A 24,609-nucleotide genomic window follows, 5' to 3' on the forward strand; every position below is an offset into this window, starting at 1 on the left:
CGCGGTCAGCGCTCCACGAACGCCTTTTCGATGACGTAGTGGCCGGGCGCCGACTGGCTGCCCTCGGCAAAGCCGCGCGATTCGAGCAGGTCCACCACCTCCTTCAGCATCTGCGGGCTGCCGCAGAGCATCAGGCGGTCTTCTTCCGCCGACATCGCCGGCACCCCGATGTCGGCGAACAGCTTGCCCGAATTGATGAGGTCGGTGATGCGGCCCTGGTTGCGGAACGGCTCGCGGGTCACGGTCGGGTAATAGATGAGCTTGTTGCGCACCTCCTCCCCGAGGAACTCGTGATCGGGCAGCTCCTTGGTGAGGAATTCGTCATAGGCGAGCTCGGCCACCGTGCGGGTGCCGTGGATGAGGATCACCTTCTCGAAGCGCTCATAGGCCTCCGGGTCCTTCACCACGGACAGGAAGGGGGCAAGACCGGTGCCGGTGGAGAGGAGGTAAAGCCGCTTGCCCGGCAACAGGCTGTCCTGCACCAAGGTGCCCGTGGGCTTGCGGCCCACCAGGATCTTGTCACCCACCTTCAGGTGCTGGAGCCGGGAGGTGAGGGGGCCGTTCTGCACCTTGATGGAGAAGAACTGGAGGTCCGGCTCGTAGTTGGCGCTGGCCATGGAATAGGCGCGCAGCAGCGGCTTGCCGTCCACCTTGAGGCCGATCATGGTGAACTGGCCGTTGAGGAACCTGAGGCCCGGATCGCGGGTGCAGGTGAAGGAGAAGAGGTTGTCGGTCCAGTGGTGAACGCTGGTGACGGTCTCTTCGTTGAAATTGCTCATCTTCAAAATCCGGTCACGGCACGCCCCGGAGCGCGCCCGAAACGGCGACGGCCACATGAGGCTTTAGGGAGACGGCGCCACCCTACAGGATGTGGCCAGGCTTCAAAAGTGCGACGGCATGTCCTCCATGGCGCCTCCGATCCGGTTTCCGGAGCGGGTCTCGGTGACGCCGCCGCCAAGGAGGCTCCCCTTCAGGATGCTGCCACGGGGGCTTGGTGCGCCAGGAGTGCGTCTACCACCTCGCTCACGCGCTGCTCCCAGGGGAGGGCCCGCACGCCGAAGGTGCGCTCGAACAGGTCGCTGGCCAGTTCCGAGTTCTTCGGCCGCTTTGCAGGCGTGGGGTATTCGGCGGTGGTGATGGGGGATACCTCCGGCTTGCGGCCGGTATGCACGGCCGCTGCCGCCACGATGGCGCGCGCGAAGCCGTGCCAGGTGGTCGCGCCGGTTCCGGCGAAATGATAGGTGCCCCAGCGGGCGTTACCCCGGGCCGCGGCGTCTGCCGCCGCCAGCACCGCCTCGGCGAGGTCGCGGGTGGCGGTGGGGCAGCCGCGCTGGTCCGCCACCACCTTCAGCAGGTCCCGCTCGGCCGCGAGCCGCAGCATGGTCTTCAGGAAATTGTGGCCGTGGGCGCCGTAGACCCACGAGGTGCGCACGATGACGTGCCGCTCGCCGGCCGCGCGCACGGCGGCCTCGCCTGCGGCCTTGGTGCGGCCGTAGACGCCGAGCGGCGCGATGGGGTCCGCCTCCACATAGGCGCCGGCCTTGGTGCCGTCGAACACATAGTCGGTGGAGACGTGGATGAGGGGGGTGCGGTAGCGCGCGCAGCGCTCGGCGATGAGGCCGGGGGCGAAGGCATTGATGCGGGCCGCCATCTCGGGCTCGGTCTCGGCCTTGTCCACGGCGGTATAGGCGGCTGCATTGATGAGCGCGTCGGGCCGCGCTGCCTCGATCGCCCGGGCCACCGCCACCGGATCGGCGATGTCCAGGGCATCATGGCCGAGGCCCACGAGATCGATGCCGCGCGCAGCGGCAAGCCCGGTCACCTCGCGCCCGAGCTGGCCGCCGGCGCCGAACAGAAGAATGCGTGTCACGATGCAAGTCCCAGCCTGGAGGAGACGGCGCTGGCGCGCTTGTCGACGGCGAGCCGGTTGAAGGCGTGCATTTGGCAGCCTTCGCCCATGAGGCGGCGCGCCACTGCCGAGCCCATGATGCCGGCTCCTGCCGTCACCCGTACACGCATGCCATCCCCTTCGCCATTGCCTCTGCCCCCGCCACCGGCCGCAGCTTCACCCGCCCGTATGGACGAATGGGCTTTGGAAATCCTTGAGGCGCAGCAAGATCAGCTCCTTGTCGCAGAGGATGGTCTCGCCGTCGAAGCCCCGATGGATGGCGAGGTCGGGGTCGTTCCAGATGATCCCGCATTCGCTCGACCGATTGTAATGCGCGTCCACCTTATAGGCGACCCGCGTGTCCGCGACGAGGGTGCAAAGCCGTGGGTGAAATCCTGGGTACGGAGAGCTGGCCCCCGCCTCGGCGGCGAGGCGCGCTCCACCCGGCGGCTGCAGGGGGCACCTGCATGGGGAAGCCGCGCGCTGTGCTTGGGCGGGCGGGCGTTGATTCGGTGTCCCGCACGTCATCGGCGGCGATCCATGAGCGCTTGTCCTGAACCGAAGCGAACATAACGTGCTCATGGATCGGCGCACGGCGACGGCAACAGTACGGCGCGGTGATCGCCTGCGATCGTGGCTTGCGGCACTTTGTCGGCCCGCGCCGCCTTCGGGCGAACCGCCTTCGCGTTGTGATGACCGCCGGGCTAATGTGCCCGACCATTGAGTATGGGGTGTTGGCGATGGCCCTTTTGGAAGCGCAGGCCCGGTGGGCGCGTGAGTGGCTGTTCGATGCGGCGTTGCCGCTGTGGTGGAGCGTGGGGGCCGATTCGGCCGGCGGGTTTCACGAGAAGATCGCGCTCGACGGCACGCCGGTGGCTGCGTCCCGCCGCCTGCGGGTGCAGGCCCGGCAGGCCTATGCCTATATGGAGGGTGGCCGGCTCGGCTGGGACGGGCCGTGGCGGGAGGCGGCGCGCCACGGGCTCGACTTCCTGCTCGCCCACTACCGGCGGCCCGATGGCCTGTTCCGCACCCTGGTCGCACCCGATGGCCAGCCGCTCGACGAAACGGCGGACCTCTATGATCAGGCCTTCGTCCTGTTCGCGCTGGCCCACGCCCACACCGCCGGGCTCGGCGGCGACGAACTGATCGCGGCCGCCCGCACGCTGGTGATCCAGCTTCAGGCCGAGCGCGGTAATCCCGTCGGCGGCTTCGAGGAGGCGCGCCCGCGCGTGCTGCCGCTGCGCTCCAACCCGCACATGCACCTGCTGGAAGCCAACCTTGCCTGGGTGGCGGCCGGCGTGGCGGAGCCCTTCGCGGACGTGGCGCGCGGTATTGTCGCCCTGGCCGCCACGCGCCTGATCGACCCCGAGACCGGCGCCATCGGCGAATATTATGACGGCGACTGGCGCTTCGCCGCCGGCGAATCGGGCGGCGTACGCGAACCTGGCCACCAGTTCGAATGGGCCTATCTGCTCGACCATGTCGGCCCAGTGCTGGGCCTGGATCATCGGGCGGCAAGCCGGCGCATGTACGGGTTCGGGGCGCGCTTCGGCATCGATCGGGTGCGCAAGGCCGCGGTGTTCGCGCTGGATGCGACCGGGCAGGTGAGCGACCCGAGGGCGCGGCTCTGGGCGCAGACGGAGCGCCTGCGCACCGCCCTGATCTTCGCCGCGGCCGAGACCGATGCCGACACCCGCGCCGCCTATGTGGCCGCGGCCGAGGAGGCCTTCGCGGCGCTGCAGGCGTATCTGGATGTTCCGGTGCGGGGCCTGTGGCACGACCAGTGGCTGGCGGACGGCAGCTTCGTGGAAGAGGCTGCGCCTGCTTCCTCCTTCTACCACATCCTCTCCGCCCTGGCGGTGCTGCTGCAGGCGGACGGGGCGGCCTGAAGACGGGGCTGGAGGGCCCGCCCAATCCTATCGGCGCGCCTCAGGCGCGCTGGTAGATGTCCTCGAAGCGGTGGATGTCGTCCTCGCCGAGATAAGAACCGGTCTGCACCTCGATCAGCTCCAGCGGAATGCGGCCAGGATTGCCGAGCCGGTGCACGCTGCCGATGGGGATGTAGGTGGATTCGTTCTCGTGCACCGTGTAGCTGCGGTCAGCTACCGTCACCTCGGCGGTGCCGCGCACCACCACCCAGTGCTCGGCCCGGTGATGGTGCTTCTGCAGGGACAGGATCCCGCCCGGCTCCACCACAATCTTCTTCACCTGGAAGCGGTCGCCCTTGCACACGGTCTGGTACGTGCCCCAGGGCCGGTGGATGGTGAGGTGCTCCTCCACTTCCTTGCGGTTGGAGTCCTTGAGCGCGGCCACCAGCGCCTTCACGTCCTGGCTGCGGTTCGAGGGCATCACCAGCACCGCATCCTCGGTGGCGATCACCGAGACACCGTCGAGGCCGATGGCGGTCACCAGCGGGCCGTCCGAGCGCACGAAGGAGTTGCTGCTGTCGAGAAGCTGCACCGTGCCGACGGTGACATTGCCCCGCTCGTCCTGGTTGCCGATCTCGTGCAGGGCATCCCAGGAGCCCACGTCCGACCAGCCGAAGCTGCCGCGCACCACCGCCGCGTGGCGGGTGCGCTCCAGCACCGCGAAGTCGATGGACTTGGCCGGCGAGGACTTGAAGGCCACGGGATCGAGCCGCAGGAAGCCGAGGTCGGACTTCGCTTCGGCCACGGCCGCGCGGGCGGCATCGGTGATGGCGGGCTCGAACATCTCCGCTTCCTTCAGCAGCAGACCTGCCGGGAAGAGGAAGTTGCCCGAATTCCAGAGGTAGCCGGCCTCCACATAGCGCTCGGCCGTAGCGCGATCCGGCTTCTCGACGAAGGAATCCACCTCATAGGACCCGCGTTCGTCGATCTGGGCGCCGAGGCGGATATAGCCGTAGCTGGTGCGCGGCTCCGTGGGCTCGATGCCGAAGGTGACGATGCGGCCGAGACGGGCGGCGTCGGCGCCGATCTCCACCGTCTTCACGAAGCCTGCGGGGTCGAGCACCACGTGGTCGGAGGCAAGCGCCAGCACCAGCGTCTCGGGGCCATAGGTCTCGGCCACCCAGACCGCGGCGGCGATAAGGGCGGGGGCGCTGTCGCGCCGCGCCGGCTCCAGCATGACGGTGGCGTCGATGCCGATGGCCCGCGCCTGGCGCTGGGCAAAGAAACGGAATTCCTCGTTGGCCACCACCACTGGATCGGCGAACACCGCGCCCGGCGCCGCCCGCAGCAACGTGTCCTGGAACATGGTGTTCTCGGTGGCGAGCGGCAGGAACTGCTTCGGCAGGCTGTTGCGCGACAGCGGCCACAGCCGCGTTCCGGAGCCTCCGGCCAGAATGACCGGGACGATCTTTCCGCCGGCCGCCTTCGGGGTAACGGTGGACGAAATGGTCATGGCGCGGCCCTCAAGCTGGGTTCAGGTCACGTTGCTACAAGCAACTGGCGTGGTCCACAAAGAAGTGTCCCGAGGCCTTCGCCGGGCCGCAGCAAAAATCGCTGCCCGGACTGAAGCGAGATCTGCCCGGGCTGCTGGAGCCCGAGCAGTAAATCCATCTCCGGGCCAAGCGGGAGTACGGTTCACCGACCGGATCGCCATGCAATCCGATCAGAACGTCCTCCCGCGCTGGCGAGGCGCGCCTCAGGCGTCGGAGAGGCCGCGCCCGACGCTGCTGTACTGGAAGCCGAGGGCGGCCATCTCCTCGGGGCGGTAGATGTTGCGCAGGTCCACCACCACCGGCTGGGCCATCATCGACTGGATGCGCTTGAGGTCGAGGGCGCGGAAGGCGTCCCACTCGGTGACGATGACCAGGGCGTCAGCCCCGTCCGCCGCCTGATAGGGGCTGTCCACGTAGTCGACGTTGCCGAGCACGAGCTTGGCCTGCTCGACGCCTTCGGGATCGTGCGCCCGGATGATGGCGCCGGCATCCTGGAGGGCGGTGATGATGGCGATGGACGGGGCATCGCGCATGTCGTCGGTGTTGGGCTTGAAGGTGAGGCCCAGCACGCCGACGGTCTTGCCGCGCACCGATCCGCCGAGCGCGGCGATGACCTTGCGGGCCATGGCGCGCTTGCGCTGGTCGTTCACCGAGACCACCGTCTCCACGATGCGGATGGGGGCATCATAGTCCTGGGCGGTCTTGATGAGGGCGAGCGTATCCTTAGGGAAGCAGGAGCCGCCGTAGCCGGGACCCGCGTGCAGGAACTTGGAGCCGATGCGGTTGTCGAGGCCGATGCCGCGGGCCACGTCCTGCACGTTGCCGCCCACCTTCTCGCACAGGTCCGAGATCTCGTTGATGAAGGTGATCTTGGTGGCGAGGAAGGCGTTGGCCGCGTACTTGATCAGCTCCGCCGTGCGGCGGGAGGTGAACAGCAGCGGCGACTGGTTGAGGAAGAGTGGGCGGTAGAGGTTGGTCATGACCTCCTTCGCGCGTTCCTCGTCGGTGCCCACCACGATGCGGTCGGGCCGCTTGAAATCGATGATTGCTGCGCCTTCGCGCAGGAACTCGGGGTTGGAGACCACGGAGAATTCGGCGTCAGGCCGGGTCTCGCGGATGATGCGCTCCACCTCGTCACCGGTGCCCACGGGCACGGTGGATTTGGTGACGATCACCGTATAGCCCGTGATCGCGCTGGCGATGTCGCGGGCGGCCTGGTGCACATAGGAGAGGTCGGCATGGCCGTCGCCGCGGCGCGAGGGCGTGCCCACCGCGATGAACACCGCTTCCGCATCGGCGACGCCTTCGGCGAGGCTGGTGGTGAAGAACAGCCGCTCGGCCTTCACGTTCGACGCCACCAGATCGTCGAGGCCGGGCTCGAAGATCGGGATTTCGCCGCGCTTCAGGGCCGCAATCTTGCCCTCGTGCGTATCGACGCACGTCACCGTATGGCCGAAATCCGCAAAGCACGCGCCGGAGACCAAGCCCACATAGCCCGCTCCGATCATGGTCACACGCATGGCCCAGCCCTGTCTTGTGCAACTTTCGCCCTAAGGCTTCGGTCGCATGTTGCATCGCAGCAGGGATTAGCCCCCCGTGGCCAAAATCTCAATGGATTTTTGCCCGCGGGACCCCATCTGGACCCGACCTCAGCGACGCACCCCCGCCGCCGTCGCCCGTCGCGCGTGTGCCTGCTCGGAACGCGCGCGGAAGTGGCTTCTGCAGCGCAAACAGGACCTTGCGGCTGGCGTCCGCCCGCGCTGGTGACGAAGATGCCAATTTTCGAGCAAGTGCTCAAAAATACGACAGGATTGGCGGCCGCTTGGGAACGTCATTTCTCATTTTGCGACGCGAGAGCATCGTTGATGCGCCGGCCGCTGCGGCAGGCGCATCAACGATGCGATTCATCTCCCCGGAAACCGGGTGGAAGGGGCTTCGAGGACGAACTTTTTTGAATGAAACGTGCCAAGATACCTTCTGTGTGCGCCGCAGCACTGGCCTTCGCGGCAGGGTCGCGCTAACGTGCTTCGCGAGAGTTGATGTCAAGTGTAGCCACGAGGGGTCGTATCTGTGCTGCAGTCTCCGAAACGGTCGAGCGGGGGGCTTCGCTACGAAGGTAGCTCTCAAGGCGAGAGTTCCATTCCTTCCATCGATTTCTCCGGCATGCTGGCGGCAGTCCGCCGGCAGGCGCGGCCGGTTCTGATCGGGATCTGTATCGGCGCGACGCTCGGGCTGGCGTTTTTCATCGCCAAGACGCCGGTCTATTTTGCCGGCACGCAACTGCTTCTCGACAGCAAGTCGAAAGTCAACGACGAGGTGGCCGTGACCGCCCTGTCGGAGCTGGGCCTCGACACCGGTGCGGTGGATAGCCAGGTCGAAGTGCTGAAGTCCACGAACATCGCCAATTCGGTGATCGCCAAGGTCGGCATCGACCGGGTGCTGGACGACGACAACGTGCAGTCGTTCGTGGCGAGCGGGATCTCGGCGGTGAAATCCGGGATCCGCGCGGTCAAGGAAGCCATCATTCCTCCGCGCCAGCTGACGCCGGCGGAGCAGGACGCGGCGCAGCGCGAGGCGGCTCTTCTCTACCTGAGCAACAATCTGTCGCTGAAGCGCGTCGGTCGGACCTATGTGATCGAGATCGGGTTTACGTCGACCCAGGCCGACAAGGCTGCGCAGATCGCGAATGCCTACACCCAGGCCTATGTGGACGACCAGTTCTCCGCCAATTTCGATGCGACGCGCCGGGCCAGCGACTGGCTGTTGCCGCGTATCCAGGAATTGCGCCAGAAGGCCATCGAGACCGATCTCGCGGTCCAGAGTTTCCGCGGCGAGAAGGGACTGATCACGACCTCCACCGGCTCGCTGGTCAACGAGCAGCAGGTCGGCGAGATCAACACCCAGCTGGTGCTCGCCCGTTCGGACGTGGCGCGGGCGGGTGCAAAATATGATCGCATCCAGTCCATCATCTCGTCCGGCCAGATGGATGCCGCGGTGTCCGAGGCCATCGACAATCCCATCATTGTGGAATTGCGGAACAAGGCGACCGCCGCCGCCAAGACCGAATCGGAACTCGCGAGCAAACTCGGCCCAAGCCATTACCAGGTGCAGCGGCTGAGGTCCGATATCGCCGAATATCAGCGGCTGATCTTCACCGAGCTAGGGCGCATCGCGGAAAGCTACCGCAGCGAGCGGGACATCTCCCTTGCCCGCGAGCGGGCGCTGGAAGCCCAGCTGAAGAGCCAGGTCGGCCTGTCCAACGTGGCCAACAAGGACAAGGTGGCGCTTCGCGAACTGGAGCGCGAGGCCGACACCTACAAGAACCTCTACGAGACCATGCTGCAGCGTTACCAGGAATCCCTGCAGAAGCAGTCCTTCCCGGTCTCCGAGGCGCGGGTGATCTCGGTTGCGGTGACGCCGTCGCTGCCGGCGGCGCCCAAGCTGGTTCTTTCCGTCATTCTCGGGTCCATCCTGGGTTTCATCGGCGGTGCCGGATATGGCGTGGTGCGCGAGCTGCGGGATCTGGGCTTCCGCTCCGCCTCCCAGATCCGCGAACTGCTCAGGCTCGAGTGTATCGGCGTCATGCCGCGAATCTCGGCGCGCCAGCTGGCCATGGTGCCGCCCCTCGCCAGTTCGGGTCCCGGCAAGGTGGCCGGCTCGGCCATGATGCGCTACGGCACCAACCACATCCTCTCGCCCTTTGCAGAAACGCTGCGCAGCGCCAAGGTCGCGGTGGATTTCTCCGTTGGGGACAAGGCGCCCAAGATTATCGCCCTTGCATCGGTCCTGCCGACGGAAGGCAAGTCGACGATCAGCAAGAATTTCGCCTCCATGCTGGCGCAGCTGGGCGCGCGCACGGTGCTGATCGATGCGGACCTGCGCTTTCGCGGGCTGAGCGACGACATTACCCCTCACGCGCAGAAGGGCCTGTTCCACATCCTCAGCCAGGGGGTGCCGGTCTCGTCGGTGATGATGGTGGAGCCGGATACGGGCCTTCTCTTCATTCCTGCGGGTTCCGATATCGGCAGCGCCCACACCAGCAATCTGGTCTCGTCGCCAGCCATGGCGAATCTGCTCTCGGAAGTCGGGGCGCATGCCGACTACATCATCGTCGATCTGCCCCCCCTCGGGCCGGTGGTGGACGTGCGCGCGGCCGCCAAGTATTTCGATGGCGTCTTGTTTGTCCTGGAGTGGGGTGCCACCTCGCGCGACCTCGTGGTGGATGCTTTCGAGGCCAATCCGCAGGTCTATGAGAAGTGCATCGGCGTGATCCTCAACAAGGTGGATACGCACCGTCTGCACTTCTACACCAGCAAGGTGCCGCAGGACGGACTGCACAAGAAGTACGCCGCCTATTACGGCTGATCGTCCTTCCGCCGGCCTGTCCGAAATTAGAGATTCTACCTTTTGTCGGGATATCGGCGCAGGATTCCTTGCGCCGCTTCCCATGTCGTGCGGCTCGGCTCATCGCCTTGGCCGGACGTTCCCATTCGCATCCGTCGATGCACTCGCTCTGCGGGTCGCCGGCGCGGGGTGGGGCAGGCAATCGGTGCGTAGGGAGAGGCCCGCGGACGAAGCAGGAGAGGTTGTCCGCGCGGCTGTGATATCCAGTTGGCGACGGGCGGCGACCTCAACTCCTGCCCGCCTTAATCCAAAAGCACTTCGCGTGATCCAATCCTATACCGGTTGGTGTATCCGGCCGGTGATACACTGTTTGGTCGGCCTTCCCTCTTCGGCCTGCGCTCGCACGTCGCACCGGCATAATGGTGCGCTGCGGAGCGCTGAGTTTAGACCGTTTTTGCAGTGCGAAACGCGCTTCAAGTGGGCCGGAACGCACCGCATTCTGTTCCGTGAAGCACGGTTCGTAGATTGCATAGGGGGGCGTTATCCTCTAGTCTTATGTGCACTGCACACTGACTAAGGTGCGGTTTCGCATTTTGAGATAATCATGGCGCGGGCTGGTAAACATGAAGCTCGAAAGGCTGGCGATTCCCGAGATCGTCAAGATTACACCGGCGCGCTTCGGCGACGCTCGCGGCTATTTCTCTGAAGTTTTCAAGGACGAATGGTTCCGGAAGAACGTTTCGGACACGACATTCATCCAGGACAACCAATCCCTTTCTTCCACGGTGGGCACGGTGCGGGGGCTGCATTTCCAGCTCGACCCGTTCGCCCAGGGCAAGCTCGTGCGCTGCACGGCCGGCGCCATCTTCGACGTGGCGGTGGATATCCGCGTGGGCTCGCCCACGTTTGGTCGCTGGGTCGGCGTGGAGCTGACCCCGGAAAATGGTGACCAGCTTTGGATCCCGCCCGGATTCGCGCATGGATTTGCGACGCTGCTCCCCGATTCCGTCATCTTCTACAAGGTGACGGCGCCCTACAGCGCAGCCCATGACCGCGGCCTGCTGTGGAACGACTCCGAGATCGGCATCGACTGGCCCCTGGAGACGGGGCAGGCAGTGCTTTCGGAAAAAGACAAGGTTCAACCGCGGCTGGCGGACCTGCCGCCCAGCTTCGCATACTAAGTTGCGGAGAGATCTCCATGCGCATTCTAGTCACAGGCGGGGCGGGCTTCATCGGTTCCGCCCTCGTGCGTTACCTTGTGTCGGAGGTGGGCGCCGAGGTCCTCAACGTCGATAAGCTGACTTATGCGGGCAACCTTGCGTCGCTCAAGGTCATCGAGAACGCCCCCAACTATCGCTTCGTCCAGGCCGACATCACCGATCGCGCGGCCATGTCGGAGGCGCTCGCCTCCTTCAAGCCCGACCGCATCATGCATCTGGCGGCCGAGAGCCACGTCGATCGGTCGATCACCGGGGCCGGCGAGTTCGTGCACACCAACGTGGTCGGCACCTTCACGTTGCTGGAGGCCGCACGCCATTACTGGGGCGAGCTGCCGGCGGCCGAAAAGGAGGCCTTTCGCTTCCTCCACGTCTCCACCGACGAGGTCTACGGCTCCCTCGGCGAGGACGGGCTGTTCGAGGAAGTGACGCCCTACGATCCCTCCTCGCCCTATTCGGCCTCCAAGGCCGCCAGCGACCATCTGGTCGTCGCCTGGCACCGCACCTACGGGCTGCCGGTGGTCGTTTCCAACTGCTCGAACAATTACGGCCCCTACCACTTCCCCGAGAAGCTCATTCCGCTGACCATCCTGAATGCGCTGGAGGGGCGGACCCTGCCGGTCTATGGCAACGGCGCCAATATTCGCGACTGGCTCTATGTGGAAGACCATGCGCGGGCGCTGCACCTCATCGCCTCGAACGGTCGGCTGGGCGAGAAGTACAACGTGGGCGGGCGCAACGAGCGGCGGAACATCGAGGTGGTGCGCCGTATCTGCGACCTCATGGACGAGCTGGCACCGAAGGCCACGTCCCACCACGACCTCATCACCTTCGTGACCGATCGGCCGGGCCACGATGCGCGCTACGCCATCGACGCCACCAAGCTTGAGGCCGAGCTGGGCTGGAAGGCCCGCGAGACCTTCGATACCGGCATCGCCAATACGGTGAAGTGGTATCTCGACAATGCGTGGTGGTGGCAGCCGCTGCGCGAGAAGGTCTATGTGGGCGAGCGGCTCGGCATTCTCGAGAAGGCCGAAAAATGCGCCTGATCGTCACTGGCAAGCAGGGCCAGGTCGTCTCTTCGTTGCTGGAGCGCGGCCGCGCCGCCTCCGTCGAGGTGATCGCGCTCGGCCGGCCTGAACTCGACCTGCCCGATGCCGCCTCGGTGCGCTCTGCCATCGCGGCGGCTGAGCCCGACGCGATCGTGTCGGCTGCGGCCTACACGGCAGTGGACAAGGCCGAGAGCGAGCCGGACCTGGCCTTCGCCGTCAATGAGACTGGCGCGGGCGCTGTTGCCGAGGCTGCGGCTGCCCTCGGCGTTCCGGTGATCCATCTCTCAACCGATTATGTTTTCGCCGGTGATAAGGCCGAGCCCTATGTGGAGACCGATCCGACAGGGCCGGTTTCCGTCTATGGCGCCTCGAAGCTTGCGGGCGAGCAGAAGGTTGCCGCAGCGACGGACAATCACGCCATCCTGCGCACGGCCTGGGTTTATTCTCCCTTCGGCGCCAACTTCCTGAAGACCATGCTGCGCCTCGGCGAAAGCCGGGACGTGTTGCGCGTGGTGGCGGACCAGCGGGGCACGCCGACCAATGCCCTCGATATCGCCGATGCGGTGATCGCGGTTGCCCGGCGCCTCAAGGCTGATCCCGATCCGGCCCTGCGCGGCGTGTTCCACCTGACCGGAGGCGGGGAGGGCACCTGGGCGGACTTCGCCGAGGTCATCTTCGACGGCCTCAGGGAGAGGACGGGGCGCGAGGTGAGGGTGGAGCGGATCACCACCGCGGATTATCCGACACCGGCCCGCCGGCCCGCGAATTCGCGGCTTTCGACTAAAAAACTGCAATCATCGTATGGAATTGTGCTCGCCGACTGGGACGCGTCCACGCGTGGCGTGGTCGACCGGCTGCTCGCCGCCGGCCCGGCGACTTGAAGGAAGGCAGGGGTATGAAGGGGATCATTCTCGCCGGCGGATCGGGCACTCGGCTCTATCCGATCACCAAGGCTGTTTCGAAGCAGCTCATGCCGGTCTACGACAAACCGATGATCTACTACCCGCTGACCACGCTGATGCTGGCGGGAATCCGTGAGATCCTCATCATCACCACGCCTCATGATGCGGAAGCCTTCGCCCGCCTCCTGGGGGATGGCACCCAGTGGGGCATCCAGATCAGCTATGCGGTGCAGCCGAGCCCGGACGGGCTGGCGCAGGCCTTCATCATCGGCGCGGATTTCGTCTCCGGCGGGCCTTCGGCCCTGATCCTCGGCGACAATATCTACTACGGCCACGGCCTGCCGGAACTGCTGCGCGCCGGTAGCGCGCAGGGCAAGGGCGCCCGTGTGTTCGCCTATCACGTGACCGATCCGGAGCGGTACGGCGTGGTCGAGTTCGACGCCGGCATGCGGGCCATCTCCATCGAGGAGAAGCCGCCTGAGCCCAAGAGCAACTGGGCGGTGACCGGGCTTTACTTCTACGACGAGCAGGTGGTGGACATCGCCGCCAACCTGAAGCCGTCCCCCCGGGGCGAGCTTGAGATCACCGATCTCAACCGTGTGTACCTGGAGAAGGGCGAGCTTTCGGTGGAGCTCATGGGCCGCGGCTATGCGTGGCTCGACACCGGCACGCCCGACAGTCTGCTCGATGCGGCGGACTTCGTTGCAACCCTGGAGAAGCGCCAGGGCTTCAAGATCGCCTGCCCGGAAGAGGTAGCGTATCGCATGGGCTTCATCGATGTGGACCAGCTTGCTGAACTCGCTGTTGCCCTGGGCAAGAGCAATTACGGCAAGTACCTCGCGCAGATCGTCAAGCAGAAGGGGAGCGTGGGCGCCTGACGCGCACGCAAGACAGCCTAACGATTTCGACGCCAAAACCCCGGGGGCGGTATGCGTATTCTTGTTGTGTCAGCGATGTTCCCCCCCAACGTTCTCGGCGGCGCGGAAATCTCTGCTTTCAATCTCACGTCCTGGTTGTTGAAGCAGGGGCATGAAATCGGTGTCCTCATGGCCGCGAAGGCCAAGGACGAGGTGAAGTACGGCGAGATGGTCGACGGCATGAAGGTGTGGAGCCTTTTCATGCCGCGGCCCTATCCGATCTTCAAGCAGGGCCGGGACGTCAATCCGCTGCTCAAGCCGCTCTGGCATCTGCAGGATCATTGCGATCCCCGCAACCCGAAGCTGGTCGGCGAGGTGCTGGACGCGTTCAAGCCGGACTTCTGCAACGTGCACTACATGACCGGGCTCGGCCATAATGCGCTCGGGGAGATCGGCAAGCGCGGCATTCCCATGATGTACGTGATGCCGGACATGGCCCTGTCCTGCTTCCGCTCCACCATGTTCGTGAATGGCAAGACCTGTGAGACCCAGTGCAATCCCTGCAAGATGTCCGCCGCAGTCAAGCGCCAGGGCATCCGGGCGGTGAAGCGCATCGGCTTCAGTTCGCCGTCGCTGGCCAATCTGGAGCAGAACGCCCGCTTCCAGCCGCTGAAGGAATATCCCCACGCCCATATCCTGAACGCGAACAAGTATCCAAAGCCGACAGTGCCGCGCTCGCCCTCCGACAAGGTGCGTTTCGTCTATGCCGGGCGGCTGCACCAGTCCAAGGGCGTCGACGTGTTGCTGGCCGCGGCGGAGCAACTGCGCGAGCGCTGGGATTTCACCTTCACCGTGGTGGGCGGCGGCGGCTACGAGGGTGAGCTGCGGCAACGGTTCGACCATCACGATTGGGTCACCTTCACCGGCCATGTTCCCCTGCAGGATGCCATCAACCACATCGGCGCCGCAGACATGCTCTGCATCCCCTCGATCTGGTTCGAGAATTCGCCGGGCGTGGTGATCCAGGCGCTGGGCATGAGCGTGCCGGTCATCGGCAGCGAAGTGGGTGGCATCCCCGAGCTGGTGAAGCATGACGAAAACGGCTTGCTGGTGCCGCCGGGCGACCAGGAGGCCTGGCGCAGCGCCCTCGAACTGATCCTGAGCGATCCCGCCCGGCTGAAGCGCTACCAGGACCAGGCGGCGTCCCGGGCCGGCGAGTTTGAACAAGACTATCTCGGACAGCGTTATCTGAAGTTCATCGATGAAATCCGGAACTTCCCGGGCGCAACCCCGGGGACGACCTATCGCTCGCCCGAGCTGGTCTGAAGCCGGTTCCGCCCTCGCATCGAAGGGCGGGCGCGCACGGCGATGGAATGGCGGGCTGCATCCCGGTGCTTTGGAATGGTGACAGGAGATCGATAGTGGCCAACGGGTCTTGGCGTGATGATCGGGGTGGTGGGGTGCCTGCGCGCACGCCTGCCGTGCCCGCGCGCGCTCTGGCTGATCGGCTGATGTCGTGGCGACGGAGGAAGGCGGGGCCGTCGCGGCGGCGGGTTCCGCGCTGGGTCGTGCCCCTGACGGGTGTCGTCCTTGCGGCGAGCCTGCTGTCGCGCTCCTACGGCACGGAGGTGAAGGCGCTCAGCTTCAATCCCGCTGATCCGGCGGTGACGCGGGCGGAGCCTCTCATTATCGGCGCGAACGTCCATTTCGGCCTGCGCCGCGTGCTCGGCTTCACCTCCGACGAGGTCGGCCTCGACGGGCTGGCGGCCCTCGGCGCCGAGTCCTTCCGCGATTTTCTGCCCTGGCCCTCGTTCGTGCCTGACGCCGGTGGCCAGCGCCTTGTCTATTCCCAGCGGCTGATGCGCTTCATGGGCCGGACGAAGCTGTTGCCGGTCCTCAATCTGGGACAGCCCAACGGCAATGTTCCCGGCGGCGTTCCGCCGGTGTCGGACGAAGGGCTCACGACGTTCGCGGCCTATCTGCGCGAAGCGGTGCGGCTCACCGAGGCCCACCGCCCGATCTACGAGATCTGGAATGAGTGGAACCTCCATTCGGGCTCGGGACCGGTGCTGCCGCGCCTGAATGGCGAAGGCGATGAAAGCGATCCGCGCGCCGCGGTTCACTATACGCGGGTGGCGCAGGTGGCGGTGCGCACGATCCGCGAGGTGTCGCCACACGCGCGGATCGTGGTGGGTGCCGTCGGCGACGATGCGGGGTGGGGCTGGACCAAGTCCATCGTCAGCCGTGGGGCGCTCAAGGGCGCAGACGGGCTTTCGGTGCATGTCTACAACCATTGCCTCAACGCCCGCGATCGCACCGCCCGCGAACTCATCCGGCGGGTGGAGAGCCTGCAAAGCGAGCTCAAGCTCGCGTCCGGCGGGGTGGAGACGCCCATCTACATCACGGAATTCGGCTGGCCGGTTTTTCCGCAGCGCTGCACGCTGGACGAGACGCAGGCGGCCCACAACGTGGCGCAGTTCATCCTGCTGGCCGCGCCCGTCCCGTGGATCAAGGGCATCTGGGTCCATAGCCTCAAGGACGTGGGCAACAATCCCGACGACATCGAGGATCATTTCGGGCTGTTCCGGTTCGACAACAGCCCGAAGCCGGCGGTCTGCTTCTTTCGGGAGGCCGCCAAGATCGTGCATGCGGCGCGATCGATCGAAGTCGTCGAGCCGTTCGAGGGGGCGTTCGTCGCACGCGTGCGTGGGCAGAACGGGCGCCAACGCGTTGTGCTTTGGACATCCAATCGGTTCGTCGAAGCCCGTTACCGGCTGGAAAAAGGACAGGGGCGCGGACGCCTGATGTGTGGAGGAGCAATCGAATTGGCCAGCGAGAAGGAGGCGGCTCTGACGTCGCAGCCGCTCATAATCGATTTCGATGGTGATGATGTGGTCAAGATCGAAATTTCGATTTAGCTAGGAGCCGTTCGATCATGACACAGCTTGATGTTACGGTGCCGTTGTTTGCGATTCATCATCACAAGATTGGTGGAACGGAATCGGCTATCTACAATCTGGTGCACGGCCTCGCGCGCACGGATGCGCGGCTCACGATCGCCCTTGCCGAGGCCGGGCGCTTTTCGCCCGAGTTCCAGCAGTGGATGCTCGACAATCCACACGTTGCCCAGACGATCCTGCCGGCGATCCGCGGATCCAAGAACGCTCGTTTTCTCGAGGAAACAATTTTTGAGTTCAAACGCGGGAAGTCGGGCTGGGCAGTCTACCCCAACTACTTCCTGCCGCCACGCCTTGTTAACAAGAAGTCCGCGGTCATCCTGCACGATATTCAGTATAAAGTTCTTCCTCAGTACCATAGCGCGAAGCGCAAGGCCTGGCTGAACTATTATCTGAAGGGGCTCTTCAAGCGGGCCGACATCGTCTTGTCTATCTCCAATTCGGAGAAAAACCTGGTCGCCGAGCATTTCGGTGCCGAGGCGGCAAGCCGCTGCCAGGTCATTTACAACGCCATTGACTGGCATCGGTTCGAGGGCGGGCCGATCAGCCAGCGCATCGTCGATCTGGTGCAGCGCCCCTATATCCTCACGGTCAGCCACCCCTTTCCGCACAAGAACATCTCGACGCTCATCAAGGCCTTCAACGCCATCAGCCAGACGGACAAGGAGATCCGCCTGTACCTCGTGGGCAAGGACTCGCCCGAGCGGCGTCAGCTGATCACCGAGAACGCGGATCCGGCGGCGGTCGAGCGCATCGAGCTGACCGGCGTGGTCAGCGATGCGGAGCTGGGCGAGTTGTACCGTCGGGCGCGGGTGTTTGCCCTGCCGTCCCTCTACGAAGGGTTCGGGATGCCGGCCGTGGAAGCCATGGGGCTCGGTGTGCCAACGGTCGCCAGCGGCGTGACCTCGCTGCCCGAGGTGACGCTGGGCCAGGCCAGCTACGTGGATGATCCGCTGAGTGTCGGTGGCTGGATCGACGCCATATCGGCCCTTCTCGAGCGCGGAGAGCGTGTCGCTCCCGAAGTGGTCGAGCAGATTCGCCAGAAATATGAACCCAAACACGTTGCGGAAAACCTGCTCGACGTTTTGGCGTCGGCAGATGCCGCTGGAACATCAAGGTGATGAACATGGAGCGCGCCGTCGTCGTCATCCCCACCTACAATGCCAGTCGTCATTTGGGAGACTTGCTTCCTGCGCTCCAGCAGCAGGGGCTACGTCCCGATCAGTATTTCGTCATCGACAGTTCGTCGGGCGACGATACGCTCGCGCGCGTCGCTGCATTCGGGGCACGCACCCATCGCATCGACAAGAAGGAATTCAACCACGGCGGAACGCGGCGCCTCGCAGCCAACCTCAATCCGGAGGCGGAATTCCTGATCTACATGACCCAGGATGCCATTCCCGAGCCTGGCGCCATCAAGCGTCTCCTCGGCGCGTTTGCGGACGACAAGGTGGGTGTCGCCTACGGACGCCAGTTGCCCCGTGCCAAATCCTCGGCCATCGAGCGGCACGCCCGGCTTGCGAACTATCCCGCGATCAACGAGGTTCGCAGCATCGAGGACGCCGGGCGGCTCGGGATCAAGACGGTGTTTTGCTCCAACTCCTTCGCCGCCTATCGGCGCACCGCCCTTGAAGGGGTCGGCAACTTTCCGGAAGACAACTACTTCGCTGAAGATCAGGTGGTCTCGGGCCGCATGCTGCTGAGCGGATGGCGCATCGCCTATGTGGGTGAGGCGGCGGTGGTGCATAGCCACGACTACACAATCAAGGAAGACTTCCGGCGCTATTTCGACGTGGGTGTGTTCCACGGGCGCAATCCTTGGCTGCTGGAGAAGCTTGGCAAGGCGGAGGGTGCGGGCATGGCCTTCATCAAATCCGAGATCAGCTATCTCCTGAAGCACGATCCTCTGGCGCTGCCGTCGGCCGGCGTGCGCACTTTGGCCAAGTATGTCGCATACAAGATCGGGCAGAGGGAAGCCAAGCTCTCGCCGCAGGCCAAGGCGTTCCTGAGCATGCAGCCTGGCTATTGGCGCAATCAGATCCGGTGATAAGTCTGCGCGCAGTAGAGCTTGGTTATGTTCGATACGGCGGCGGACAAGTTGACGCCGCAAGACCGCCGGGTTCCGGGGTTGCAGGAGATTGAGATGAGCGGAAAGATTATTGTCTTCGGCGGTTCTGGATTTGTCGGCACCCATCTGATTCGATTGCTGGTGGCGCAGGGGGAGCAGGTCGTCAGCGTCGACATCCGTCCGCAGCGCGAAACCCTGCCCCAGGTGGACTATCGGATCGGAGATGTCCGGGACCTGTCGGGCTTCGAGGTCGATGGACCCGTTGCGACGATCTACAATTTCGCCGCCGTCCACACCACGCCCGGCCACCCCTTCTGGGAATATTACGACACCAACATCAACGGCGCGATTGAGATCACCGCCTGGGCGCGGCGCTATGGCGTGAACGATATCGTATTCACCAGCTCCATCTCGGTTTACGGCCCGTCCGAGGAGACGAAGTCGGAAGCCTCGACGCCGGCGCCGCAGTCCGCCTATGGCTATTCCAAGCTGATGGCCGAGCGCGTTCACCGCATCTGGTTTGACGAGGCACCCGGGCGGCGGCTGACAGTGGTGCGGCCGGCGGTGGTGTTCGGCCGCGGCGAGAGGGGCAACTTCACGCGCCTCGCGCGGCTGCTCCAGAAGGGCTTCTTCGTTTACCCGGGGCGCCGCGATACCATCAAGGCCTGCGTCTACGTCGAGGACCTGCTGGATTCCATCGCCTTCGCCAAAAACAGCCCCGAGCCGTTCAAGTTCTACAACGCGGCCTATCCGGAGCGCTACACGCTCGAGCAGGTGGTCTCGCTCTTCATCGCGGACCACTTTCCGGATGGTAAAACCTACACGATCCCCCGCGGTGTCATGATGACGGGCGCTTCGATCCTCGAAAAAATCAGCTTCCTGAAGATTGGGATTCACCCCGAACGGGTGATGAAGCTGGTGCGCTCCACTGATATTTTCCCCGGATGGCTGACGTCGAAGGGGTACGTTTTTCCTCACAATCTCAAGGCAGGACTCCAGCGCTGGTCAGACCAGGGCAACAAGGCATTTGACTGAGCGGGAGGGGCGATCTCGCCGGAGGGGAGAGATCCAGAGCGGCACTTTCGATTTGTCCGGCGGGGGATCGCCGGCTGCGCCTGGGTGCTGCATCGGAAGTTGCATTTTGCGAAATTGAGCGTTCTGATAATGCTGCTGAGCTGTTCGGCAATCCGGCCGATCGGCTATAAGGCTCAAGCTGGGATTTATGAAAAATTCCAGCGGGGCAGGGGGAGTTTGTCGCGTAGGCTGGACGGAGCAACCGATGCGGTGTTTCGTCGATTTCGCCAACTGGTTCAATCTGGGAAGTTGAACCAACCGATCCACACCTGAAGCGCGGTCAAAAGCAAGACATATGAAACTGCTTCATGTTTGTGAGAGTGTGATCGGAGGGACTGGTTCCTATATATCTGAGCTTATTCCCAGACAGGTAGAATTATACGGTGCAGATAATGTTGTTTTGCTGATCCCTGGAAATCAGATGCATTATTTGGACGCGGAGGTTGTGGCGTCCGGCGTCAAAATGATACCTTTTTCTAGAAAATCGAGATTTTCAGGAATTTTTAGTTTTGTATCGACTTACGCAAGGGTACTCAGAGAGTTCAAGCCCGATGTCGTGCATGCTCACTCTTCCATTGCTGGCCTGGTGGTTCGCTTAAGCGGCGTGCGGAGAAAGTACACGATTGTATTCTGCCCCCATGGCTGGTCCGTGGACATCAAGGGGGCAAGGGTTTTGCGCTGCATTGCAGAGTGCGTGGAGCGTGTGCTCGCCCTCAATACCGACCGGGTCGTTCTGATCTCGCAGCACGAATATCGCCGAGCTGGCGACCTTGGCTTTCCCGAGAAAAAGCTCAGCTTGGTGATCAGCGGTATTGTCCCGGATCTTCCGCAGGTGGCGGCGGCGAAGTGGGATGACACCCGCTTGAAGGTGCTGTTCGCAGGCCGTTTCGATTTCCAGAAGGGTGTTGACGTTCTCCTTCAGGCCGTGGAGGGCCAGGAGGCGCGCATGAGCCTTCGGCTGGTGGGCGGGGGGGTGGTCAATAGCCTGAACCTGCCGGAGAGCCTGCCCCTGCATGTCGCCAATCTTGGCTGGCTCGACCGGCTCGATGTCTGCGCCCAGATGAAGAGTTGTGACGTGCTCGTGGTGCCTTCACGCTGGGAGGGCTTCGGCCTGGTGGCGATCGAGGCCATGCGACTTGGTGTTCCGGTGGTGGCCTCGGCGGTTGGTGGCCTGAGGGAGATCCTTGGCGAAGGCCAGTACGGCGTCATCGTGCCGCCGGAGGATCCGGCAGCGCTGCGCGCCGCCTTGCTCGCCCTGACGCCGGCGCGCCTCAAGGAACTGTCCGAGCTCGGCCGCACTCGCTTTCTCGCGGCCTATTCATCCGAGCGGATGGTGCGGGAGATCGACGCTGTATATGCTGCGGTGCAGAAATGATGATACGGTTCAAGCTGTCGCTTTGACCGTGGCGATGGCATTCGGTCGGCGGCGCGCGGCGGTGGGCCGGCGTCGGCTGGGTTGGCGTTCTGTTTCTCCGGTGTGCGGGTTGACGGTGGCGTCTTGGGCTTGGCGGGGCGTGCGGCGCGCGGTCCGATTTGGAAGCGAGGGATCGTTATGAGAGGTGTCGCATCGGCAAGGAAGGAGTCTGACCTTCTCTATCTGTTTATGGTCGTTGTGTTCCTGTTGTTTGCGGCGCGCGACGGCTTGACCGGGGTGGTTCGATATTTTCTTTCCCTCGCTCATCTCGATGTGCTCTGGTTCGTTCCGGACCTGATGTCGTTTGTGCTGGTTATTGTTTTTGTCTATCAGCAGGTGTTTGTAAAAAAGAACCCGATTGGAATTTTGTTCATCTTTTCTTTCATATTTTCTCTGGGTGTCGGTGTCTATTTTATGAAAGGTGACGCCTTGGTGCTCGTGTCGTCGTTCAAAAGTGTCACCCCGATGTTTGTCGGGTTTTGCTTTTACAATCGATCGATCACCGAACGGCGCTGGGTCCGGTGCATTTTGCTGGTCATTCTCGTTGCGTCAGCCGCCGGCCTGATCCTCAATCCGTTCATTGAGTACCCGTGGACAGGTCAAACCATTACCGCCTTCGGTGTCGAGAAGCAGGCCACCAAGGTCTGGTGGCAAGGTGGCGAAATCCGCTACGGCGGGTTTGCCGGAGACAGCACCATGGCCGCTTTCATGGTCTTGTTCCTATACGCAGTCTTGGCGCCTTATCAAAGTCTTGCCATAAATGTAGCTAGTTGGCCTATTTTTGCATGGGCGATCTATACCTCTACCAGCAAGACAGCCGTCGGCATATTATTTATTTATGTAATGATGTTCGTTGCTGCGAAGTTTCTGCGTCATCCTGACCTTATCAAAACTTTTCTGCGGCGGAGCGCGTTGTGGTCATTCTTGGCCCTTTTGGTTCCGCCCGTTCTCATGCTAGCCCTTTCGGGTGTCAATCTGGAGGACATGTCTCCGACCCTGATGAGTATGACGGATCGCATCAACAATACATGGCAGCAGCCGTTTGAGACGGTGGCGCAATTATTTCCGGTTGGTTTGGTGATTGGTTGCGGCATTGGCTGTTTTGCCTATCCAATGCAATATACGCCATTGGCGTACCTTCACGTGCCGCTCGACAATTTTTACCTGACTACATTTATAATGATGGGGTTTCCGTTTGTAGTAGTTGTTTTGTATCAAATTTATAGTGTTCGATTGATCAGGGATCCCATTCGCTTGAGTCTGATTGTCCTGTTCAATTTGTATAGCATTACGATTCAATGTTATGGGCCGTCTTTCGCGACGTTGATGTACGGTTATATTTTCAGTGGGATGTTCAGCGTGGCTTGGCGTCGTGAGCGAAGGATACAGCCTGCGCTCGCGACTCCTTCCGGCTTTGGCGTTGCGGCCTCCTCGAACGGAGAGAGCGGCGTTGGGCTCAAGGCCGGACGGCAGCCAGCGCGGTGAGCGCATCGGCTGGCGTGGCGATGCGGATGACACGTCCGGGGTTGCCCACAACAACGCCGCCGTCCGGGACATCCTTGATGACAACCGAGCTGACGCCGATGGTAGCACTCTTGCCGATGGTGACCGGGCCGATGATGACCGCACCGGTGTAGAGCACGGCGCCGTCCTCGACGGCCGGATAGATGGGTGAATTGGCCACGCGCCCCAGCGTCATGCTCTGGTAGATGGTGACGTTGGCGCCGATGCGCACGCCGGATCCAATGACGATGGCCGCCGGATGGGGCAAGAGCAGCCCGGGCCCGATCTCAGCGTCAAGATTGATGTGACAGCTTGTGCGCGTCACGTTCCAGCCCCAGATGCGATGCCGAGGCACCGCAGCCGCGAACGGTAGAGATGGGCCGCAACCCGGTGAAGGAACACCGCGGCGAACGGCGGGTTGAAGAGGAACACCGTGGGGAGCCGACCCAGCCGGCTGTGCCCGGTCGCTGCCTTCAGGTCCGCTTTCACGGTCTGCCAAAAGCCCATTGTTGCACCCCTGCCATTTGGCTGGTGGTTCGCGGCCCTGGCGCGAGCCTGGCGATATCAATCGAGATGGCGCTCCGCACGGCAAATCAGCTGCCGGTTCCCTGCGGGGGCGGCCCGCCCTGTGTCTGTCGGCGAATGAAGGCGACCAGGAAGGCGGCCCTGACTGCCGCCACGATGACTGCGGTCGCGAGCGTGGCGATGCCTGTTCCCAGGAAGCCGAACTGGGTGATCATGACGTAGGCTATGGCGCCGGTCAGGAACAGGCCGGCCAGATTGATGGTGGCGTAGAGGTTGTCCTTGCGCATGCTGGTCAGGCCGACGTTGAAGAGGTCGGAACAGCACCTGACGATGGCGGCGACCAGCATCAGCACGAACACATCCCGGTGCTGGGCCAGCTCCGGCATGTTGAGATAGCCCATGAAAGCCTCGCACGTGATGAACAGGGCCACGGCGATGGCGGTGGAGAAGGAGGCTGTCTTGATCAATTGCCGCCGCATGGTGCTGCGCCACCGGTCGATCATGCCGCTGTTATGGGCCTTGAAGAGCGCCGGCAGCGCGAGCTGGACCACCGCTGTCACCATCAGCGTCTGCAGGGAGTTGGCAAGTGACCAGTAGAAGGTATAGAGGCCGGTCAGCTTCAGCCCCAGCAGGAAGGACACGACGTAGCGGTCCACATAGACAAGGCCGACGAGGCCGAGGTCGGATGCATAGATGTACCACGATCGCTTTAGCCGCTCGGCAATCCAGGCCTTCTCGATGGGCAGGGAGAGGGTCTCCCGCATGGGCAGGTCGCGGATCACATAGCGCAGGTAGCCGAGCGCCACTACATAGCTTGCGATCCAGCCGACGAAGACCGTATCGAGGGTGCGAAGCTCGGGAAAGACGATGCCGAGCACCATCACGAACGGGACCCACGCAGCCAGGCGGATAAATATAAGGACGTTGGCCTCGACCGCCTTCTCTAGGGCGATGAGCGCGACGTGGGTGTCCGCACTGTACACTTCGAGCCAGATCAGGATCGCAATGAAAACGTCGATCCGCCCGATCCTGTAGCCGGTGGCAAGGGCCAGGACCAAGGCGAGCAGGGTCGCGGCCGTGAGCGACAGGGTGGTGACGAAAAGCCGGGTCTTCACCCGCGGCGCAGCTTCAGCAAGGCCGAGGCCGACAATATCGCGGGCGACAAAATAATTCATGCCCCAGCCCAGCAGAGCGGGCGCGATGCCCACCGCGCCCAGGGCCAGGCCGTATATGCCCGAGGCTTCGAGGCCGAGATATTTGATGATGTAGAAGGACAGAACAAAGCGGAAAACCAGGCTCGATCCGCGCAAGCTGAGATTGAACAGGCTGTTGAAGCGCATTAAAAATCGCATCGGCGACGTCCTTCAGGCAAAAGTCGTCCACGCCG

General features: G+C 63.6%; 21 protein-coding genes. 13 read left to right on the forward strand and 8 right to left on the reverse strand.

The window, feature by feature from the left end:
- Positions 1–5 precede the first annotated feature (5 nt).
- The 4 genes from FZ033_RS16165 to FZ033_RS24080 form a co-directional block, all read right to left on the reverse strand.
- A complete protein-coding gene (locus tag FZ033_RS16165; protein WP_149577138.1) occupies positions 6–779 on the reverse strand; it encodes a ferredoxin--NADP reductase in 774 nt (257 codons plus the stop codon).
- Between the two features lie 191 nt (positions 780–970).
- The gene (gene rfbD / locus FZ033_RS16170) at positions 971–1,870 is read right to left on the reverse strand and encodes a dTDP-4-dehydrorhamnose reductase (protein ID WP_149577139.1); all 900 of its coding nucleotides are present in this window, start codon (positions 1,868–1,870) and stop codon (positions 971–973) included.
- On the reverse strand, positions 1,867–2,019 hold the full coding sequence (locus FZ033_RS24075) for a hypothetical protein (protein WP_188079530.1): 153 nt from the start codon (positions 2,017–2,019) through the stop codon (positions 1,867–1,869). Before FZ033_RS24075 ends, rfbD (FZ033_RS16170) begins: the two co-directional genes overlap by 4 nt.
- Before the next feature lie 46 nt (positions 2,020–2,065).
- Positions 2,066–2,230, reverse strand: a complete 165-nt coding sequence (locus tag FZ033_RS24080; RefSeq protein ID WP_188079531.1) for a cupin domain-containing protein — start codon at positions 2,228–2,230, stop codon at positions 2,066–2,068.
- 398 nt (positions 2,231–2,628) lie between these two features.
- On the opposite strand from FZ033_RS24080, the gene FZ033_RS16180 reads away from it, so the two are divergent.
- On the forward strand, positions 2,629–3,777 hold the full coding sequence (locus FZ033_RS16180) for an AGE family epimerase/isomerase (RefSeq protein WP_232847518.1): 1,149 nt from the start codon (positions 2,629–2,631) through the stop codon (positions 3,775–3,777).
- A gap of 40 nt (positions 3,778–3,817) precedes the next feature.
- Here the strand turns inward: FZ033_RS16180 and FZ033_RS16185 are convergent, their stop codons facing one another.
- Together FZ033_RS16185 and FZ033_RS16190 are read right to left on the reverse strand one after the other, a co-directional pair.
- Positions 3,818–5,269, reverse strand: a complete 1,452-nt coding sequence (locus FZ033_RS16185; protein WP_149577141.1) for a mannose-1-phosphate guanylyltransferase/mannose-6-phosphate isomerase — start codon at positions 5,267–5,269, stop codon at positions 3,818–3,820.
- Between the two features lie 243 nt (positions 5,270–5,512).
- Positions 5,513–6,829: a UDP-glucose dehydrogenase family protein gene (locus FZ033_RS16190; RefSeq protein ID WP_149577142.1), complete on the reverse strand. Its 1,317-nt coding sequence runs from the start codon at positions 6,827–6,829 to the stop codon at positions 5,513–5,515.
- Between the two features lie 550 nt (positions 6,830–7,379).
- Between FZ033_RS16190 and FZ033_RS16195 the strand changes: the two genes are divergently transcribed.
- The 12 genes from FZ033_RS16195 (at position 7,380) to FZ033_RS16250 (ending at position 22,679) form a co-directional block, all read left to right on the forward strand.
- The gene (locus FZ033_RS16195; RefSeq protein ID WP_269149870.1) at positions 7,380–9,674 is read left to right on the forward strand and encodes a GNVR domain-containing protein; all 2,295 of its coding nucleotides are present in this window, start codon (positions 7,380–7,382) and stop codon (positions 9,672–9,674) included.
- 602 nt (positions 9,675–10,276) lie between these two features.
- Positions 10,277–10,834: a dTDP-4-dehydrorhamnose 3,5-epimerase gene (gene rfbC / locus FZ033_RS16200; protein ID WP_149577144.1), complete on the forward strand. Its 558-nt coding sequence runs from the start codon at positions 10,277–10,279 to the stop codon at positions 10,832–10,834.
- 17 nt (positions 10,835–10,851) lie between these two features.
- Positions 10,852–11,919: a dTDP-glucose 4,6-dehydratase gene (rfbB, locus tag FZ033_RS16205; protein ID WP_149577145.1), complete on the forward strand. Its 1,068-nt coding sequence runs from the start codon at positions 10,852–10,854 to the stop codon at positions 11,917–11,919.
- Positions 11,910–12,803 (forward strand): dTDP-4-dehydrorhamnose reductase, encoded by an 894-nt coding sequence (gene rfbD, locus FZ033_RS16210; RefSeq protein ID WP_149577146.1) that lies wholly within the window; start codon positions 11,910–11,912, stop codon positions 12,801–12,803. Before rfbB ends, rfbD (FZ033_RS16210) begins: the two co-directional genes overlap by 10 nt.
- 14 nt (positions 12,804–12,817) lie before the next feature.
- Positions 12,818–13,702 (forward strand): glucose-1-phosphate thymidylyltransferase RfbA, encoded by an 885-nt coding sequence (gene rfbA / locus FZ033_RS16215; protein ID WP_149577147.1) that lies wholly within the window; start codon positions 12,818–12,820, stop codon positions 13,700–13,702.
- Between the two features lie 168 nt (positions 13,703–13,870).
- Entirely contained in the window at positions 13,871–15,007 is a 1,137-nt protein-coding gene (locus tag FZ033_RS16220) for a glycosyltransferase (RefSeq protein WP_188079532.1), read from the forward strand.
- A gap of 134 nt (positions 15,008–15,141) precedes the next feature.
- Positions 15,142–16,599 carry a glycoside hydrolase 5 family protein gene (locus FZ033_RS16225; RefSeq protein WP_188079533.1) on the forward strand — a complete coding sequence of 486 codons (1,458 nt, stop codon included), beginning with the start codon at positions 15,142–15,144 and terminating at the stop codon, positions 16,597–16,599.
- 17 nt (positions 16,600–16,616) lie between these two features.
- Positions 16,617–17,759, forward strand: a complete 1,143-nt coding sequence (locus FZ033_RS16230; RefSeq protein WP_149577150.1) for a glycosyltransferase family 4 protein — start codon at positions 16,617–16,619, stop codon at positions 17,757–17,759.
- A 5-nt stretch (positions 17,760–17,764) separates the two neighbouring features.
- Positions 17,765–18,685, forward strand: a complete 921-nt coding sequence (locus FZ033_RS16235; RefSeq protein WP_149577151.1) for a glycosyltransferase family 2 protein — start codon at positions 17,765–17,767, stop codon at positions 18,683–18,685.
- Between the two features lie 27 nt (positions 18,686–18,712).
- A complete protein-coding gene (locus FZ033_RS16240; protein ID WP_232847519.1) occupies positions 18,713–19,741 on the forward strand; it encodes an NAD-dependent epimerase/dehydratase family protein in 1,029 nt (342 codons plus the stop codon).
- 334 nt (positions 19,742–20,075) lie between these two features.
- Complete coding sequence (locus FZ033_RS16245) at positions 20,076–21,155, forward strand: glycosyltransferase (protein ID WP_149577152.1); 1,080 nt, start codon at positions 20,076–20,078, stop codon at positions 21,153–21,155.
- A gap of 177 nt (positions 21,156–21,332) precedes the next feature.
- Positions 21,333–22,679 (forward strand): hypothetical protein, encoded by a 1,347-nt coding sequence (locus FZ033_RS16250; RefSeq protein WP_149577153.1) that lies wholly within the window; start codon positions 21,333–21,335, stop codon positions 22,677–22,679.
- Here FZ033_RS16250 and FZ033_RS16255 read toward each other — a convergent pair.
- Both FZ033_RS16255 and FZ033_RS16260 read right to left on the reverse strand, forming a co-directional pair.
- Positions 22,651–22,965 (reverse strand): serine O-acetyltransferase, encoded by a 315-nt coding sequence (locus tag FZ033_RS16255; RefSeq protein ID WP_188079534.1) that lies wholly within the window; start codon positions 22,963–22,965, stop codon positions 22,651–22,653. The genes FZ033_RS16250 and FZ033_RS16255 overlap by 29 nt on opposite strands.
- 325 nt (positions 22,966–23,290) lie before the next feature.
- The gene (locus tag FZ033_RS16260) at positions 23,291–24,574 is read right to left on the reverse strand and encodes a lipopolysaccharide biosynthesis protein (RefSeq protein WP_149577155.1); all 1,284 of its coding nucleotides are present in this window, start codon (positions 24,572–24,574) and stop codon (positions 23,291–23,293) included.
- Between the last annotated feature and the right edge of the window lie 35 nt (positions 24,575–24,609).

This window comes from Xanthobacter oligotrophicus (assembly GCF_008364685.1).
Classification (GTDB): Bacteria; Pseudomonadota; Alphaproteobacteria; order Rhizobiales; family Xanthobacteraceae; genus Xanthobacter; species Xanthobacter oligotrophicus.

Bases quoted from the DNA above. Each gene is read 5' to 3' on its own strand.
- FZ033_RS16240 (WP_232847519.1), top strand. From the start codon at position 18,713: ATGTTCGATACGGCGGCGGACAAGTTGACGCCGCAAGACCGCCGGGTT.
- rfbC (WP_149577144.1), top strand. From the start codon at position 10,277: ATGAAGCTCGAAAGGCTGGCGATTCCCGAGATCGTCAAGATTACACCG.
- FZ033_RS16235 (WP_149577151.1), top strand. From the start codon at position 17,765: ATGGAGCGCGCCGTCGTCGTCATCCCCACCTACAATGCCAGTCGTCAT.
- FZ033_RS16220 (WP_188079532.1), top strand. From the start codon at position 13,871: ATGGCCGCGAAGGCCAAGGACGAGGTGAAGTACGGCGAGATGGTCGAC.
- FZ033_RS16245 (WP_149577152.1), top strand. From the start codon at position 20,076: ATGAAACTGCTTCATGTTTGTGAGAGTGTGATCGGAGGGACTGGTTCC.
- rfbD (WP_149577146.1), top strand. From the start codon at position 11,910: ATGCGCCTGATCGTCACTGGCAAGCAGGGCCAGGTCGTCTCTTCGTTG.
- rfbA (WP_149577147.1), top strand. From the start codon at position 12,818: ATGAAGGGGATCATTCTCGCCGGCGGATCGGGCACTCGGCTCTATCCG.
- FZ033_RS16230 (WP_149577150.1), top strand. From the start codon at position 16,617: ATGACACAGCTTGATGTTACGGTGCCGTTGTTTGCGATTCATCATCAC.
- FZ033_RS24075 (WP_188079530.1), bottom strand. From the start codon at position 2,019: ATGCGTGTACGGGTGACGGCAGGAGCCGGCATCATGGGCTCGGCAGTG.
- FZ033_RS16165 (WP_149577138.1), bottom strand. From the start codon at position 779: ATGAGCAATTTCAACGAAGAGACCGTCACCAGCGTTCACCACTGGACC.
- FZ033_RS16260 (WP_149577155.1), bottom strand. From the start codon at position 24,574: ATGCGATTTTTAATGCGCTTCAACAGCCTGTTCAATCTCAGCTTGCGC.
- FZ033_RS16190 (WP_149577142.1), bottom strand. From the start codon at position 6,829: ATGCGTGTGACCATGATCGGAGCGGGCTATGTGGGCTTGGTCTCCGGC.
- FZ033_RS16180 (WP_232847518.1), top strand. From the start codon at position 2,629: ATGGCCCTTTTGGAAGCGCAGGCCCGGTGGGCGCGTGAGTGGCTGTTC.
- FZ033_RS16250 (WP_149577153.1), top strand. From the start codon at position 21,333: ATGAGAGGTGTCGCATCGGCAAGGAAGGAGTCTGACCTTCTCTATCTG.
- rfbB (WP_149577145.1), top strand. From the start codon at position 10,852: ATGCGCATTCTAGTCACAGGCGGGGCGGGCTTCATCGGTTCCGCCCTC.
- FZ033_RS16185 (WP_149577141.1), bottom strand. From the start codon at position 5,269: ATGACCATTTCGTCCACCGTTACCCCGAAGGCGGCCGGCGGAAAGATC.